At 49.3% G+C, this 15,536-nt stretch carries 16 protein-coding genes and 1 pseudogene; 12 read left to right on the plus strand and 5 right to left on the minus strand.

All coding sequences use genetic code 11. The features are described 5' to 3' along the window. Positions 1–92 precede the first annotated feature (92 nt). The 8 genes from OGY19_RS08395 (at position 93) to ldtE (ending at position 8,107) form a co-directional block, all read left to right on the plus strand. Positions 93–968 (plus strand): LysR family transcriptional regulator, encoded by an 876-nt coding sequence (locus tag OGY19_RS08395; protein ID WP_115602119.1) that lies wholly within the window; start codon positions 93–95, stop codon positions 966–968. 491 nt (positions 969–1,459) lie between these two features. Next, on the plus strand, positions 1,460–1,828 hold the full coding sequence (sufA, locus tag OGY19_RS08400) for a Fe-S cluster assembly scaffold SufA (protein ID WP_115602118.1): 369 nt from the start codon (positions 1,460–1,462) through the stop codon (positions 1,826–1,828). An 8-nt stretch (positions 1,829–1,836) separates the two neighbouring features. Next, positions 1,837–3,324 carry a Fe-S cluster assembly protein SufB gene (sufB, locus tag OGY19_RS08405; RefSeq protein ID WP_061067803.1) on the plus strand — a complete coding sequence of 496 codons (1,488 nt, stop codon included), beginning with the start codon at positions 1,837–1,839 and terminating at the stop codon, positions 3,322–3,324. Positions 3,325–3,340: 16 nt separating this feature from the next. Further along, complete coding sequence (gene sufC / locus OGY19_RS08410) at positions 3,341–4,087, plus strand: Fe-S cluster assembly ATPase SufC (protein ID WP_061067804.1); 747 nt, start codon at positions 3,341–3,343, stop codon at positions 4,085–4,087. Further along, positions 4,062–5,333, plus strand: coding sequence for a Fe-S cluster assembly protein SufD (gene sufD, locus OGY19_RS08415; RefSeq protein ID WP_115602117.1), 1,272 nt, complete (start codon positions 4,062–4,064; stop codon positions 5,331–5,333). Before sufC ends, sufD begins: the two co-directional genes overlap by 26 nt. Next, complete coding sequence (gene sufS / locus OGY19_RS08420) at positions 5,330–6,550, plus strand: cysteine desulfurase SufS (protein ID WP_048211839.1); 1,221 nt, start codon at positions 5,330–5,332, stop codon at positions 6,548–6,550. Before sufD ends, sufS begins: the two co-directional genes overlap by 4 nt. Before the next feature lie 12 nt (positions 6,551–6,562). Continuing rightward, on the plus strand, positions 6,563–6,979 hold the full coding sequence (gene sufE / locus OGY19_RS08425) for a cysteine desulfuration protein SufE (protein ID WP_115602116.1): 417 nt from the start codon (positions 6,563–6,565) through the stop codon (positions 6,977–6,979). A 123-nt stretch (positions 6,980–7,102) separates the two neighbouring features. Then, on the plus strand, positions 7,103–8,107 hold the full coding sequence (gene ldtE / locus OGY19_RS08430) for a L,D-transpeptidase LdtE (RefSeq protein WP_286596334.1): 1,005 nt from the start codon (positions 7,103–7,105) through the stop codon (positions 8,105–8,107). Between the two features lie 68 nt (positions 8,108–8,175). Here ldtE and lpp read toward each other — a convergent pair whose 3' ends face one another. The 3 genes from lpp to ynhH all read right to left on the minus strand — a co-directional run bounded on the left by lpp (position 8,176) and on the right by ynhH (position 10,334). Further along, on the minus strand, positions 8,176–8,412 hold the full coding sequence (lpp, locus tag OGY19_RS08435) for a murein lipoprotein Lpp (RefSeq protein WP_003029373.1): 237 nt from the start codon (positions 8,410–8,412) through the stop codon (positions 8,176–8,178). A gap of 307 nt (positions 8,413–8,719) precedes the next feature. Then, positions 8,720–10,132, minus strand: a complete 1,413-nt coding sequence (pykF, locus tag OGY19_RS08440; RefSeq protein ID WP_003029366.1) for a pyruvate kinase PykF — start codon at positions 10,130–10,132, stop codon at positions 8,720–8,722. A gap of 7 nt (positions 10,133–10,139) precedes the next feature. Further along, complete coding sequence (gene ynhH, locus OGY19_RS08445) at positions 10,140–10,334, minus strand: protein YnhH (RefSeq protein ID WP_245163452.1); 195 nt, start codon at positions 10,332–10,334, stop codon at positions 10,140–10,142. A 375-nt stretch (positions 10,335–10,709) separates the two neighbouring features. Between ynhH and OGY19_RS08450 the strand changes: the two genes are divergently transcribed. From OGY19_RS08450 to OGY19_RS08465, 4 genes and pseudogenes are all read left to right on the plus strand, one after another. Next, the gene (locus OGY19_RS08450) at positions 10,710–11,732 is read left to right on the plus strand and encodes a methionine ABC transporter ATP-binding protein (protein ID WP_048211836.1); all 1,023 of its coding nucleotides are present in this window, start codon (positions 10,710–10,712) and stop codon (positions 11,730–11,732) included. Then, a complete protein-coding gene (locus OGY19_RS08455; RefSeq protein ID WP_048211835.1) occupies positions 11,725–12,393 on the plus strand; it encodes a methionine ABC transporter permease in 669 nt (222 codons plus the stop codon). Before OGY19_RS08450 ends, OGY19_RS08455 begins: the two co-directional genes overlap by 8 nt. Before the next feature lie 21 nt (positions 12,394–12,414). Then, positions 12,415–13,227: a MetQ/NlpA family ABC transporter substrate-binding protein gene (locus OGY19_RS08460; protein ID WP_048211834.1), complete on the plus strand. Its 813-nt coding sequence runs from the start codon at positions 12,415–12,417 to the stop codon at positions 13,225–13,227. Positions 13,228–13,243: 16 nt separating this feature from the next. Then, positions 13,244–13,352: pseudogene (locus tag OGY19_RS08465) on the plus strand (hypothetical protein); the annotation flags it as partial. Positions 13,353–13,417: 65 nt separating this feature from the next. Here the strand turns inward: OGY19_RS08465 and OGY19_RS08470 are convergent. Next, a complete protein-coding gene (locus OGY19_RS08470) occupies positions 13,418–13,810 on the minus strand; it encodes a hypothetical protein (protein WP_048211833.1) in 393 nt (130 codons plus the stop codon). A gap of 59 nt (positions 13,811–13,869) precedes the next feature. After that, complete coding sequence (locus OGY19_RS08475) at positions 13,870–15,279, minus strand: PAAR domain-containing protein (protein WP_115602114.1); 1,410 nt, start codon at positions 15,277–15,279, stop codon at positions 13,870–13,872. Between the last annotated feature and the right edge of the window lie 257 nt (positions 15,280–15,536).

Genomic DNA, 15,536 nt, shown 5'->3' on the forward strand with positions numbered 1-15,536 from the left:
TTGATCGTTCCCGTATTTTAAGGAAATTCGGATCTGTTAGAATTCCCATATCAGGACATGCTGAGTTTCATAAAACGATCGGATGGGATGCAATGGACAGAGTCATGGCGGCAACAGTTTTTAACCATATCTGTGATTTAGGCAGTTTGAGTGCCGCCGCGCGCGCGCTGGGGCTTTCCCGGCCGATGGTCAGTCGCTATCTGGATGAGATGGAAAAGTGGACCGGGGCGCGGCTTATCCATCGTTCGTCACGGCGCTTGACAATCACGCCTGCCGGTGAAGAGGCATTGGTGAAAACCCGCACCCTGGCACAGCTTTCGCGAGATATCGGTGCCGCCGGGCTCGCGCAAACTCCATCGGGCACGCTACGTGTGGCGTGTGCACATTTTACCGCCATACATATTCTGGCGCCGGTGCTGCCCGCGTTTCTTGCTCGCTATCCTGACCTCCGCATTGAAGTTGAGATCAACAATCAACCGGTAAGCCTGGTTGGAGAGCGTATCGATGTGGCGATCCGCATCACGGAAAACCCCGAACCCGGAACGATTGCCCGGCGCTTAGGGGATTGTGAATCGGTGTTATGTGCCTCCGTGGATTATCTTAACCAGCATGGCATCCCAAAAAACGTCGACGATCTTACGCAGCATAATTGCCTTTATTACAGCGGATTCGCCGGAAAGTCATGGCATTTTCTGGATGCGCAAGGGCAAGCCGTCACTGTGGCCATTAAAGGTAATTTAAGCGCCGGTATCTCGTCACTGCTATGTGAATCCGCCCTGGCGGGGATGGGGATTGCGTTGGTACCTGAGCAGGAGGCGAGAGAAGGGCTGGCGCAGGGGAGATTAATACGACTTCTACCCCAACTACAGCCTAAACGCCTGCCGATTTATGGTTTATATCTTTCCCGCGATCACCAGCCTGCGGGGTTGCGACTGTTGCTGGACGCACTGAATGAGACACAGTGCTAACTATGTGATTGAGTGTGTTTATCAAATAGTCAAAGCGCAATTTGTGTTAAAAAAAATTTATCAGTGTATGAGATTCTTCTGATCGCCCCTTCAAGAGCTAAGCCATTGTGAGTGCCGGAGATAAGCGCCGGATGGGGCCGGAACCCTTAAGCCTGCCAGCAAGCAGACTTAAGGGTTTTTTATGGCCCACATGCGCTTTGGGCCGTATTGCTCCCCCGTAGTCATCCCCACCTATCCCTTAAATAGACATTATCTATACATCTTTTAGCATTTGACCTGCCGGAACGATTACACATTCATAATCTATTATTAATCAATGTATTGAATAAAAAAATCCATCCCTGTTAACCCTCGCCGCAGGGTCTATGCTTAATAAAAGTCGTCAAAAAGGGCGGTTAACCCGAATGCCCCTGCTGTTGAGGGGTTGAAGTGATAATCATTATCACTAACATGGTGTTATAGCTTAAAAGCTAGTGACTCGAGGTAACCCTATGGAATTGCATTCAGGAACATTTAATCCCAACGATTTTGCGTGGCGCGGGCTGACGTTAACGCCAGCGGCAGCGGCGCATATCCGTGAACTGGTGGCAAGGCAACCCGATATGTTGGGTGTGCGGTTAGGCGTGAAACAAACCGGGTGCGCGGGATTCGGCTATGTGCTGGACACCGTCAAGCAACCTGAGAAAGACGATCTTCTGTTTGAAACGGATGGCGCCAGACTGTATGTGCCTTTACAGGCGATGCCGTTTATCGATGGAACTGAAGTCGATTTCGTGCGTGAAGGATTAAATCAGTTATTTAAATTTCATAACCCGAAAGCCCAGAACGAATGTGGCTGTGGCGAAAGCTTTGGGGTATAGGCGGTACTATGTCTCGTAATACTGAAGCAACTGACGATGTCAACACCTGGGCTGGCGGGCACCTCAATTACAAAGAGGGGTTCTTTACCCAACTCAAAACCGATGAGCTGGCCAAAGGGATCAACGAAGAGGTCGTGCGCGCGATTTCGGCAAAACGAAATGAACCGGACTGGATGCTGGAATTCCGTCTGAATGCGTTTAACGCGTGGCTGACGATGGAAGAACCACACTGGCTAAAAGCGCACTATGACAAACTGAACTACCAGGATTACAGCTATTACTCTGCACCGTCCTGCGGTAATTGTGATGAAACCTGCGCCTCTGAACCGGGCGCGGTGCAACAAACGGGCGCGAATGCATTTTTAAGCAAAGAGGTTGAGGACGCGTTCGAGCAGCTTGGCGTACCGGTCCGTGAAGGCAAAGAGGTGGCGGTGGATGCCATTTTCGATTCGGTGTCAGTCGCAACGACCTACCGCGATAAGCTGGCGGAACAGGGTATTATTTTCTGCTCGTTCGGCGAAGCCATCCACGATCATCCTGAACTGGTAAAAAAATACCTCGGTACCGTCGTCCCGGGGAATGACAATTTCTTTGCCGCGCTGAATGCGGCGGTAGCATCAGACGGCACGTTTATTTATGTGCCGAAAGGCGTGCGTTGCCCAATGGAACTGTCGACCTATTTCCGTATCAATGCAGAAAAAACCGGACAGTTTGAACGCACGATTCTGGTGGCGGATGAGGGGAGTTACGTCAGCTATATCGAAGGTTGTTCGGCGCCGGTGCGTGACAGTTACCAGCTGCATGCGGCGGTGGTTGAGGTGATCATCCATAAAGATGCTGAGGTGAAGTATTCAACGGTACAAAACTGGTTCCCCGGCGATGGCAATACTGGCGGCATCCTGAATTTCGTGACCAAACGTGCGCTGTGTGAAGGCGAAAACAGCAAAATGTCATGGACGCAGTCAGAGACCGGTTCTGCCATTACCTGGAAGTACCCGAGCTGCATTTTGCGTGGTGATAATTCGATCGGCGAATTCTACTCCGTTGCGCTGACCAGCGGTCATCAGCAGGCCGATACCGGCACCAAAATGATCCACATTGGCAAGAACACGAAATCGACCATTATCTCGAAAGGGATTTCTGCCGGACATAGCCAGAACAGCTACCGCGGCTTAGTGAAAATTATGCCTACCGCCACTAACGCCCGCAACTATACCCAATGTGATTCGATGCTGATCGGGGCGGACTGTGGGGCGCATACTTTCCCGTATGTGGAGTGCCGTAACAACAGCGCTCAGCTTGAACATGAAGCGACGACCTCGCGCATTGGCGAAGATCAGCTGTTTTACTGCCTGCAACGTGGCATCAGCGAAGAAGATGCTATCTCGATGATCGTCAATGGTTTCTGTAAAGACGTGTTCTCTGAGCTGCCGCTGGAATTTGCTGTGGAAGCGCAAAAACTTCTCGCCATAAGTCTTGAACACAGCGTCGGCTAAAATTTAAGGAAAGCACATGTTAAGCATTAAAGATTTACAGGTCAGTGTGGAAGATAAGGCGATACTGCGTGGGCTGAGTCTTGAGATTCGCCCCGGAGAAGTCCACGCCATTATGGGGCCGAACGGTTCCGGGAAAAGCACGTTGTCTGCGACACTCGCCGGACGAGAAGATTATGCAGTCACTGGCGGGACGGTAGAATTCAACGGTAAGGATTTACTGGAACTGTCACCGGAAGACCGTGCCGGTGAAGGCATCTTTATGGCATTTCAGTATCCGGTAGAAATCCCCGGCGTCAGTAATCAGTTTTTCCTGCAAACGGCACTGAATGCTGTGCGCAGCTACCGTGGCGAAGAGTCGCTGGACAGGTTTGACTTCCAGGATCTGATGGAAGAAAAAATTGCGTTGCTGAAGATGCCGGAAGATTTGCTCACCCGTTCGGTCAACGTGGGCTTCTCCGGCGGAGAGAAAAAGCGTAATGACATTTTGCAAATGGCGGTACTGGAGCCTCAGTTGTGCATTCTTGATGAGTCTGACTCTGGTCTGGATATCGACGCGCTGAAAATCGTCGCAGACGGCGTGAACTCGCTACGCGACGGGCAACGCTCATTTATTATCGTCACCCACTACCAGCGAATCCTCGACTATATCAAACCCGATTACGTCCACGTTCTCTACCAGGGGCGCATTGTGAAGTCCGGTGATTTTACGTTGGTTAAACAGCTGGAGGAGCAAGGGTATGGCTGGCTTAGTGAACAGCAGTAACGTGCTCCAGCAGTGGCATCATCTGTTTGAAGCGCAGGGTGAGCGTCGCTCACAGCATGCGCAACAACACCTGCAACAGATGTTGCGGCTGGGGTTGCCGACGCGTAAACATGAGGACTGGAAATACACGCCGCTGGAAGGGTTAACCAACAGCCAGTTTGTCAGTGATGTTGCTGAGATAACGTCAGCCCAGTGTGAAGCGTTGGCACCGGCTATTGATGCCATACGACTGGTATTTGTCGACGGGCAATTCTCTCCAACGCTAAGCGACAGCATGGACGACAGCGGCTTTGACATTACCGTTGATGATGCGCGTCAGGCGCTCCCTGCGGCTATCCAGCCAGAAGTGTTCCTGCATCTGACCGAAAGCCTCTCACGCAGCGTCACGCACATTCAGGTCAAACGATATCAACGTCCAGCGAAACCGCTGCTGTTGATGCACATCACCCAGGGGCTGGCAGGTGATGAGGTGAATACCGCGCACTATCGTCACCATCTTGAACTGGCCGAAGGTGCAGAGGCTACCGTCATTGAGCACTATGTTAGCCTGAATGCGCATCGACATTTTACCGGTGCGCGCTTAACGATGAACGTGGCGGCAAATGCCCATTTGCACCATATTAAACTGGCGTTTGAGAATCCGGTTAGCCACCATTTCGCGCATAACGATATCCAGTTAGGGGCAGATGCCACGGCGGTGAGCTACAGCTTCTTACTCGGTGGTGCGGTATTACGCCATAACACCAGTACCCAGCTTAATGGGGAGAACAGCACACTGCGCCTTAACAGCCTGGCGATGCCGGTGAAAAATGAAGTTTGCGATACCCGAACCTGGCTTGAGCATAACAAAGGATATTGCAACAGCCGGCAACTGCATAAAACCATCGTCAGCGATAAAGGCCGGGCGGTGTTCAATGGCTTGATCAACGTGGCGCAGCACGCGATTAAAACCGACGGTCAGATGACCAACAATAATTTGCTGCTCGGTAAACTGGCGGAAGTGGATACTAAGCCGCAGCTTGAAATCTATGCCGACGACGTGAAATGCAGCCACGGAGCGACGGTAGGGCGGATCGACGACGAGCAGATGTTCTATCTGCGTTCGCGCGGGATCGGCCAGCAGGATGCCCAACAAATGATTCTCTATGCGTTTGCCGCTGAGCTAACGGAAGCCCTGGGTGAGGAAACGCTGAAACAACAGGTACTGGCGCGGATAGCCCAACGTCTGCCGGGAGGCGTAGCATGACATTTCCCATTGAAAAAGTACGGGCGGACTTTCCGGTCCTGACGCGTGAGGTCAACGGCTTACCGCTGGCTTACCTCGACAGTGCTGCCAGTGCGCAAAAGCCCAACCAGGTGATTGATGCCGAGGCAGAGTTTTATCGGCATGGCTATGCGGCTGTCCATCGGGGGATTCATACGCTCAGCGCTCAGGCGACGGAAAAAATGGAGAATGTCCGTAAGCTGGCGTCATTGTTTATTAACGCGCGTTCAGCCGAAGAGCTGGTGTTTGTCCGCGGTACGACGGAGGGCATCAACCTGGTGGCGAACAGCTGGGGCAATAGCAATGTTCGGGCGGGTGATAACATCATCATCAGTGAAATGGAACACCACGCCAATATTGTCCCCTGGCAGATGCTGTGCGCCCGTGTAGGTGCGGAACTGCGTGTTATCCCACTGAATGCCGACGGGACGTTGCAACTGGAAACGCTATCGACGCTGTTTGATGACCGTACGCAACTGTTGGCCATTACCCACGTATCTAATGTGCTGGGCACTGAAAATCCGCTGCCGGAGATGATCGCGCTGGCGCATCAGTACGGCGCAAAAGTGCTGGTAGACGGCGCGCAGGCGGTCATGCACCACCCGGTGGACGTGCAGGCGCTGGATTGCGACTTTTATGTCTTCTCCGGACATAAGCTGTATGGACCCACCGGCATTGGCGTGTTGTATGCCAGAGAGTCGCTGCTGCAGGAAATGCCACCGTGGGAAGGCGGTGGCTCGATGATAGCAACCGTCAGTCTGAGCCAGGGAACGACGTGGGCTAAAGCCCCCTGGCGGTTTGAAGCCGGAACGCCGAACACCGGAGGGATTATCGGTCTGGGAGCGGCCATTGAATATGTTAGCGCGTTGGGTCTTAGTGAAATCAGCGAATATGAACAGTTCATGATGCGCTATGCGCTGGAGCAACTGGCGGAGGTACCTGATCTGACGCTCTACGGCCCGGAAAACCGTCTGGGCGTGATTGCGTTTAACCTCGGCAAACATCACGCGTATGACGTCGGTAGCTTTCTTGATAACTATGGAATTGCAGTGCGGACTGGGCATCACTGCGCTATGCCATTGATGGCTTATTATCACGTTCCCGCGATGTGCCGGGCTTCCATTGCCATGTATAACACCCATGAAGAAGTGGATCGCCTGGTAACGGGCCTCAAGCGTATTCATCACTTGCTGGGATAACAGGGAGGCATTATGGCTGCGCTACCGGATAAAGAAAAACTGTTGCGTAATTTTCTGCGTTGCGCTAATTGGGAAGAGAAATACCTGTACATCATTGAACTGGGTCAGCGCCTGCCGGAATTAACTGCCGACGATCGCTGCCCGGAAAATAGCATTCAGGGATGTCAAAGTCAGGTATGGATTGTTATGCGTCAGAATGACGAAGGGATTATTGAATTACAGGGCGACAGTGATGCGGCAATTGTGAAAGGACTTATCGCCGTCGTCTTCATTTTGTATGACCGGATGACGGCTCAGGATATTGTGAATTTTGATGTGCGTCCGTGGTTCGAAAAAATGGCGCTCGCACAGCATCTCACACCTTCACGTTCACAGGGACTGGAAGCGATGATTCGGGCGATCCGCACCAAAGCCGCAACTCTTAGCTAAACTGATAAAACACGTCATCTTTCAGGCTGACTGGAATGATTCCGTGCAAGGCATCGCAATGACTCGTAGGCCGGATCGGACGTTTGCCGTCATCCGGCAATAACGCCAGGGGGGTGAGTGAGTATGAAACGCGCGTCTGTTATTACGTTAATGCTGATCGGCGCCTACAGCGCTATTCAGGCCGCCTGGGCGGTCGATTATCCTTTGCCACAGGCTAACAGCCGTCTTGTCGGGCAAAATCAAACCTACACCGTGCAGGAAGGCGATAAAAACCTACAGGCGATTGCCCGTAAGTTTGATACCGCCGCAATGCTGATCCTTGAAGCCAACAATACTATTGCCCCCGTCCCTAAACCCGGAACGCTGATCACTATTCCCTCGCAATTATTGCTGCCAGATGCGCCACGCGAAGGCATTATTGTGAATCTGGCGGAATTGCGTCTGTATTACTTCCCGCCGGGAGAGAATAGTGTTCAGGTATTCCCGATTGGTATCGGTTTGCAGGGGCTGGAAACGCCGGTAATGGAAACGCGGGTTGGTCAGAAAATCCCCAATCCGACCTGGACCCCTACACCGGGCATCCGTAAACGCTCTCTGGAGCGCGGCATAACATTACCGCCGGTAGTGCCTGCGGGGCCAAATAATCCGTTAGGGCGCTTTGCACTGCGTCTGGCGCATGGAAACGGTGAATACCTGATCCATGGCACCAGCGCGCCGGACAGCGTGGGCCTGCGTGTGAGTTCCGGCTGTATTCGCATGAATGCACCGGACATCAAAGCGTTGTTCGAGCAGGTGCGACCAGGTACGCCTGTCAGGGTGATTAATGAGCCGATAAAGTACGCCGTCGAGCTAAATGGTATGCGCTATGTTGAGGTGCACAGGCCATTGTCACCGGAAGAGGAACAAAACGTCCAGACCATGCCATATGTACTACCAGCCGGTTTTACCTCGTTTAAAGACGACAAAGCCGTGGATAATAGCCTGGTGGAACGAGCGTTGTATCGCCGTGCGGGCTATCCTGTCACCGTGACAGCCGGGCAAGCCTCGGTCGTGAGCAATGGTGCGGATGTGAAGTCTGCGCGTAATGGTGTACCAGGAGGGGATGCAGAGGTGCGCGTAACGCAATAGCAGGGAAGGGAAATTCAGAGCAAAAAAAATGGCGCACAATGTGCGCCATTTCTATTACACAGATACTATTACTTACGGTATTTAGTAGCTGCGTTGTCCAGACGCTGGTTAGCGCGAGCTGCGTCATCTTTAGCAGCCTGAACGTCGGAACGCATTGCGTTCACGTCGTTGCTCAGCTGGTCAACTTTAGCGTTCAGAGTCTGAACGTCAGAAGACAGCTGATCGATTTTAGCGTTGCTGGAGCAACCTGCCAGCAGAGTAGAACCCAGGATTACCGCGCCCAGTACCAGTTTAGTACGATTCATTATTAATACCCTCTAGATTGAGTTAATCTCCATGTAGCGTTACAAGTATTACACAAAGTTTTTTATGTTGAGAATATTTTTTTGATGGGAATGCACTTATTTTTGATCGTTCGCTCAAAGAAGCATCGAATTGTGCAAAAACAGCTAAAAACTCGTGAGAAAACAGAAAGCTTCCATCGGATTCATCTTAGATAATCTCGGATTGGATAGTGAAATCCGATTTGATTTTTTATTAATCGTGGCTATCAAGAAAATTAAAAAGCGCCGCAAGGGCGCTTTTTAAGCAAATTAATTCGCGATGGAATTATTACAGCACGTGAACAGATGCCGTATTGGTGGTGCCGCTCGGAACCAGCGCACCGGAAACCATCACCACAACGTCACCTTTCTGTGCCAGACCGCTTTCCAGAGCCACTTCTTTGCCCAGACGGTAGAAATCATCGGTAGAGCTGATTTCTTTAACCACCTGTGCAACAACGCCTTTGCTCAGCACCAGCTGACGCGCGGTAGTTTCGTTGGTGGTCAGCGCCAGGATGGTGGCATCCGGGAAGTATTTACGTACTGCGCGAGCAGATTTACCGCCCTGGGTTGCGACGACGATCAGCGGAGCATCCAGTTTTTCTGCAGTTTCAACCGCGCCACGGCAAACGGCTTCGGTGATGCGCAGTTTGCGGCTGTCGTTGTTGAAGTCCAGACGGCTGGTCATCACGCGGTCAGTACGCTCACAGATGGTCGCCATGATGGTAACGGCTTCCAGCGGGTATTTACCTTTTGCAGACTCACCAGACAGCATGACTGCGTCGGTACCGTCGAGGATGGCGTTAGCAACGTCACCAGCTTCAGCACGGGTCGGACGCGGGTTTTTGATCATGGAGTCCAGCATCTGGGTCGCAGTGATAACGACTTTACGTGCGCGGATACATTTTTCGATGATCATTTTCTGCGCGAAGATAACTTCTTCAACCGGGATCTCAACGCCCATATCGCCACGAGCAACCATGATGCCGTCAGACGCTTCGAGGATTTCGTCGAAGTTGTTCAGGCCTTCCTGGTTTTCGATTTTGGAGATGATCTGGATGTTTTCGCCGCCGTGCGCTTTCAGGTGCTCGCGGATTTCAACGACGTCAGAACGTTTACGGATAAAGGAGGCTGCAACGAAGTCAACGCCTTGTTCGCAACCGAAGATCAGGTCTTGTTTGTCTTTTTCAGCCAGTGCTGGCAGGGCAATGGAAACGCCCGGCAGGTTAACGCCTTTGTTTTCGCCCAGGTCGCCGTTGTTCAGCACTTTACAAATAACTTTGTTACCTTCGATAGCGGTAACTTCCATGCCGATCAAACCATCGTCGACCAGAACGGTGTTACCGACGGACAGGTCTTTAGTGAAGCCTTCATAGGTAACAGCAACGATTTCATTGTTGCCCACAACAGATTTGTCGGTAGTGAAAGTGAAGGTCTGGCCCGCTTTCAGAGAAACGTCGTTGCCGCCTTCCAGCTTAATGGTACGGATTTCCGGACCTTTGGTGTCGAGCAGAATAGCGGCTTTTTTACCGGTTTTGCTCATGACGTTGCGCAAATTCTTGATGCGCTGACCGTGTTCTGCGTAATCACCGTGGGAGAAGTTCAGACGCATGACGTTCATGCCCGCGTCCAGCATTTTGGTTAACATCTCTTCGGATTCGGTTTTCGGACCGATGGTGCAAACAATTTTCGTCTTTTTCATGACAGTCTTAGTCTTTAAGTTGAGAAGGATATGGAAATCTGGCTTCCATCGCGCACGGATGGAAAGCTAAACCTGAGTTACGAAAGTTGTGATGCCTCGCTCTAAGAATAGGTGACATCGATAAAGCGTGCAGAGGAATGTGTGCTTGCGTTTCAGCCCAACGGGATGGTGAGTTTTGTAGTCGTTGAGTTTTACAGGTCAATGTGCTGAAACCATTCAAGAGACAATTGGCGCGCATTATACGCTGAAAATTATCAAAAAGGAAAATGGAAACAGCGTTTCAAAAGAGTTCTGTGCAGTTTCACAAGAAATATTCACTAATTTGTTCATAGGTATGGATAAAGAGGTTGTCCACCGTCGAGGTTTGTTGCGCAACAACCTGCATTTGTCCTCTCAGATGAGGGTTATCCTGTCATCCCGGCTCGAATGTCTTCATATTTCTAAAAGTTATATCAAATTCTTTTTAATTCATTTTAAAAGTCAATCTCGCTGATTACACTCATTTGGACATCCATACTGCTAAACAGCCAAAAGCACTAGCAGGATAACAATAAGCAGCAGCGGATACCCAAACGACATGATTGTCCTGAAAAATATTTCGAAAGTGTTTACGCCAGGCAGGCTTTCTATTACCGCTGTCGATGATGTCAACCTGACGGTTGAGCAGGGGCAGATTTACGGGATCATTGGTTACAGCGGGGCGGGAAAAAGCACCTTAATACGTTTGCTCAATGGTCTGGAAAAACCGTCCTCCGGTAGCGTGACGATTAACGGCCAGGATATTTCCGCCGCCCGCGGGGAATCGTTGCGTCAGGCACGGTTGAAAATCAGCATGGTGTTTCAGCACTTTAATTTACTGTGGTCACGCACCGTCAGTGAAAATATCGCTTTCTCTATGCAAATTGCCGGTGCGCCGAAAGCGATGATTAAGGCGCGAGTGGCCGAGCTGATTACCCTTGTCGGTCTGAGCGGTCGCGAAAATGCGTATCCATCGCAGCTCAGTGGCGGCCAAAAGCAGCGCGTAGGGATCGCCCGCGCGCTGGCGAATAATCCTGATGTACTGCTCTGTGACGAGGCTACGTCAGCCCTGGATCCGCAAACTACCGATCAGATTCTGGAGTTACTGCTCGATATTAACCGTCGCTTCAAATTAACCATCGTGCTGATCACCCATGAAATGCACGTGGTACGCAAGATCTGCGATCGCGTCGCGGTAATGGAAAACGGCAGGGTGGTTGAAGAGGGCGATGTACTTACTGTCTTTACCCATCCACAGCAACCGATCACCCGACAGTTCGTTCGTCAGGTGAGTCAATATGCCGAGGAAGACGAATTCAACCCGCAGCTGGCCAGCGAACTTGGCGGCGTGGTGATCAGGCTTACGTTTACCGGGCAACGTACGCATCGCCCAGTGGTCGGCGAATTGACCTTACGCTATGGCCTGCCGTTTAACATTTTACACGGCAAGATGACGCAAACCGCGCACGGTGTGTTTGGTCAGCTCTGGGTGCACGTTGTGGCCTCTGAGGAACAATTGAACAATATTTTGGCCGACCTGCGCCAGAGCGACATTGAAGGCGAGGTGATTCAACATGCCTGAAGATCTGTTTCCCCATCTGAAGTGGGACCAACTGCTGGCAGCAACCCAGGAAACGCTCTATATGACGGCACTTTCTGGTGCGGCAACGTTTGTCCTTGGGATTGCACTCGGGCTGGCGCTGTTCCTGACCGCTCGCGGTGGACTATTCCAGAACCGCGCCTTGTATAGCGCGATCTCGCTGGTGGTCAATATTTTCCGCTCGATCCCGTTCATCATTCTGATCGTATTGCTAATACCGTTTACCAAAACGATCGTTGGCACCATTCTCGGCGCCAATGCCGCGTTGCCCGCGTTGATTGTGGGGGCTGCACCTTTTTACGCACGCCTGGTCGAAATCGCCCTGCGTGAAGTCGATAAAGGCGTTATTGAAGCGACGCGCTCGATGGGCGCACGTCTGACGACGCTTGTTTTTCGGGTTTTACTGCCGGAATCCTCACCCGCTCTGGTGTCCGGGATCACCGTGACGCTGATTGCACTGGTTAGCTACAGCGCGATGGCGGGGGTGATTGGTGCAGGTGGTTTAGGGAACCTGGCTTATCTGGAAGGATTCCAGCGCAACCACAGCGACGTCACGCTGGTGGCGACGGTAACGATTCTGCTCATCGTCTTCATCATTCAGCTTTGCGGCGATGTGATCACCTCTCTGTTAGATAAACGCTAATAAAATACGGAAACCATCATCATGAAAAAATCACTGACATTACTCGCAGCTGCAACCTTAAGCGCCCTGAGCTTTGCCTCGTGGGCAGATACGCTGACCGTTGGCGCGTCCAACGTGCCGCATGCAGAGATCCTCGAGCAGGCTAAGCCTATACTGGCGAAGCAAGGGATAGACCTGGAGATTAAACCATTCCAGGACTACATTCTGCCGAACACCGCGCTGGCGGGTCGTGAGATTGACGCTAACTACTTCCAGCATATCCCGTACCTGAATAGCGTGATTAAAGATCATGCTGGCGACAAATCCTATGATTTCGTCAGCGCAGGGGCGATTCATATTGAGCCGATTGGTATCTATTCGAAAAAGGTGAAGTCACTGAAGGATCTGCCGGAAGGTGGCAAGGTGATCATGCGTGATGCGGTATCTGAAGAAGGTCGTATTCTGTCGATTTTTGAAAAAGAGGGCGTGATCAAGCTGAAGCCGGGTGTGGATAAAGTGACGGCGCGCATTAGCGACATCGTAGAGAACCCGAAAAAGTTGAAGTTCTTACCTAACGTGGAAGCGGCGCTGTTACCGCAGATGTATAACAATGAAGAAGGGGATGCGGTGGTGATTAACGCCAACTACGCAATCGACGCCGGACTGGATCCAGTGAAAGATCCGATTGCCGTAGAAAGCGGTGAAAACAACCCGTATGCCAATATCATTACCGTGCATCGCGGTGACGAGAAGAAAAAGGATATCGTGGCGCTGGTTGATGTGCTGCACTCCAAAGAGATCCAGGACTGGATCCGTACCAAATATAAAGGCGCGGTGATCCCGGTTAATAACTGATCCGCTTTTTGCTGAGTGGCGTATGAACGGTAACACATTGATGATGTCAACGATTGGTGTGTTGACCAGTTCATACCAGATGGACCGGAACGCTGATGTCTATCGATCCGGTTAACCATATGGCTGGATAGTTGATCAGATATATGGGGCATTGAAATAAAAACTATAAAGGGACTCTGATGGAGTCCCTTTATTTATTCAAGTATGCCATTATCACCAATGCAATAAATGAAATTGCTACGGATATATTAAAATAATGAGTTATCACATAAATTCTTGTTAATTTTTTCGGTAATGATTTTATAAACTTCACATCGCAAGGGTTGGAACTATCTAAGGCCTTTTTATTGAGTATCAAGGGGCTTGTGATAAAATTCGTTTTTATATTATAACCAGTTAAAAAAAATGGTGATGATTTATAAAATAGTATGGTGTTAAATGGCAATTCGCCAAATTCTTTCTTATATAAACCACATATTACATAAAAATTCTTATTGCCAATAAACATTAATATATACATGATTATGACACTGAAAACAACTATTCCAGTTAAAATTAATATGATTAATCCATTGTTAGTCATATACTTCCTTATTATTTAACCATGGCAGAGGAAGCTAATTAATTGCTTCTGATTGGGTACTAATTAGTAGTGTTATATATTGATTCACCTATAAATGTCCCTCCTTCTTCGCCAGCCTTACCAACTCCAAATGATGTTATTGCTGGTACAACAATTTGGCAAGCTAAAGCTCCCACGCCTCCCTCTGTAGCACTTATAGCAGCCAGTACAATTGAACAGACGGCTGTCGATGTTCGTTTAATGGCAAAGTTAAATGCTACCGGAGCAGCTAACCCGCCAGTAAATTTACCAATTTCAGTGTAAGCCATTTTTTCACAATCTCTACCAATTGTACAGGCATCATAAATAGAATTAGCACCATTCAATGCTGACAAGACAATACCAACTTTATTGAATGTTTTCATCAACTTTACCAGTTTTGCTGATTTTTCTATATAAGTTGCGTAACCTTCAATATCGTCAACCCCGGTCTGATTCCATTTATGAATAATAGACGATGACGACAATCTCAGTGCTTTTTTTATATCATCATACTGAGCAAGACCAATATGCTCTCTAAATATTTTTAAAAATATCCCATCCAGCTTTTTGAATAATCGCCTACGTTCTACAAAAAATTGCTCGCCAATTAACATACCACGCGTTGCATATTGATTTTTATATGCATCCTGAATTTGCTTTAACGTACTTTCAATTTCACCAAAATATTTTTCTGACATATCACTAAGAATACCACCATAGTCAGAACCATATGAAGTAAACATGTCTATTGCATGTCTGTTTTGATACAAAAACCTTGCTTCATCTAATGTTAATGGTTCCAGCGCATTATCAATTTTATCTCTGGCTTTCTCGATATGTTTGATTTGATCTGCATCCTGTTTTTCTGGATCTGCAATAATTAAAATTGAACCCGGTTTTTTCTTCATGTCTGGATTTAATTTTTTATATAGTTCGCGCGTTCCCTCTGGCGGATTAATAAAAATATAAGGTTCATATGATGATGGTGTGGCCCCGTAAGGTAATACGCAAAATCCAGCATCTACAGGTTCGCGTGACGGTTCATCTTCATCTTCATCTTCTTCTACTGGACAGGATGGCCCCGGTCTCATAGTTAGCGGGGGTGGTGCGTTCTGTGGCGCTACAGACGCTACTCTGGTTACTGGTTGAGGAGCGGAGACAATTTTGCTTTCGTAATCGTATGACGCATAAATATACGAGTTAATAAATCGACATCTACACAAGCATGTTCCAACACTATGCGCAGTTCCGGCAGCACTTCTGCCATGAATAAAGTAACCAGGTTGTCCCCCCACTATTTGGTAAAGTTGTTTATCTGAGCCACATATATAGTGATCACCTTCACAAGCGGTTGGTTGCCCATTAATAATATGATTTGCACAACCAGTAACAATAGTTCCTCCACACGTTGTTTTATCGCCAACGATTAAAAAATATGCGCGTCCCATTTGCGTACTCCTTATTTTATTAAATTTAAATTCTCTGGGTTACAAAAAATCCATGAGTTTTCCCAGGTTGCCATATAAACACAATTATCTATTCTACTGGACTCCTTTAGTTTTATTCTATTGTATGCAATTAAACTTTGTTCTTTCAAATAATCAATATCATAACTACACAGTGATTTAGGGAAGGTGCGAATAAGCGGGGAAATTCTTCTCGGCTGACTCAGTCATTTCATTTCTTCATGTTTGAGCCGATTTTT

Origin of the sequence: Citrobacter sp. Cy070, from assembly GCF_030332245.1 — a bacterium.
GTDB classification, from domain to species: domain Bacteria; phylum Pseudomonadota; class Gammaproteobacteria; order Enterobacterales; family Enterobacteriaceae; genus Citrobacter; species Citrobacter youngae.

Coding starts and splice junctions, on each gene's coding strand:
- OGY19_RS08470 (WP_048211833.1), bottom strand. CDS start 13,810: ATGACTAACAATGGATTAATCATATTAATTTTAACTGGAATAGTTGTT.
- ldtE (WP_286596334.1), top strand. CDS start 7,103: ATGAAACGCGCGTCTGTTATTACGTTAATGCTGATCGGCGCCTACAGC.
- sufB (WP_061067803.1), top strand. CDS start 1,837: ATGTCTCGTAATACTGAAGCAACTGACGATGTCAACACCTGGGCTGGC.
- OGY19_RS08450 (WP_048211836.1), top strand. CDS start 10,710: ATGATTGTCCTGAAAAATATTTCGAAAGTGTTTACGCCAGGCAGGCTT.
- sufE (WP_115602116.1), top strand. CDS start 6,563: ATGGCTGCGCTACCGGATAAAGAAAAACTGTTGCGTAATTTTCTGCGT.
- pykF (WP_003029366.1), bottom strand. CDS start 10,132: ATGAAAAAGACGAAAATTGTTTGCACCATCGGTCCGAAAACCGAATCC.
- sufS (WP_048211839.1), top strand. CDS start 5,330: ATGACATTTCCCATTGAAAAAGTACGGGCGGACTTTCCGGTCCTGACG.
- sufC (WP_061067804.1), top strand. CDS start 3,341: ATGTTAAGCATTAAAGATTTACAGGTCAGTGTGGAAGATAAGGCGATA.
- OGY19_RS08455 (WP_048211835.1), top strand. CDS start 11,725: ATGCCTGAAGATCTGTTTCCCCATCTGAAGTGGGACCAACTGCTGGCA.
- sufD (WP_115602117.1), top strand. CDS start 4,062: ATGGCTGGCTTAGTGAACAGCAGTAACGTGCTCCAGCAGTGGCATCAT.
- OGY19_RS08460 (WP_048211834.1), top strand. CDS start 12,415: ATGAAAAAATCACTGACATTACTCGCAGCTGCAACCTTAAGCGCCCTG.
- sufA (WP_115602118.1), top strand. CDS start 1,460: ATGGAATTGCATTCAGGAACATTTAATCCCAACGATTTTGCGTGGCGC.
- lpp (WP_003029373.1), bottom strand. CDS start 8,412: ATGAATCGTACTAAACTGGTACTGGGCGCGGTAATCCTGGGTTCTACT.
- OGY19_RS08395 (WP_115602119.1), top strand. CDS start 93: ATGGACAGAGTCATGGCGGCAACAGTTTTTAACCATATCTGTGATTTA.
- OGY19_RS08475 (WP_115602114.1), bottom strand. CDS start 15,279: ATGGGACGCGCATATTTTTTAATCGTTGGCGATAAAACAACGTGTGGA.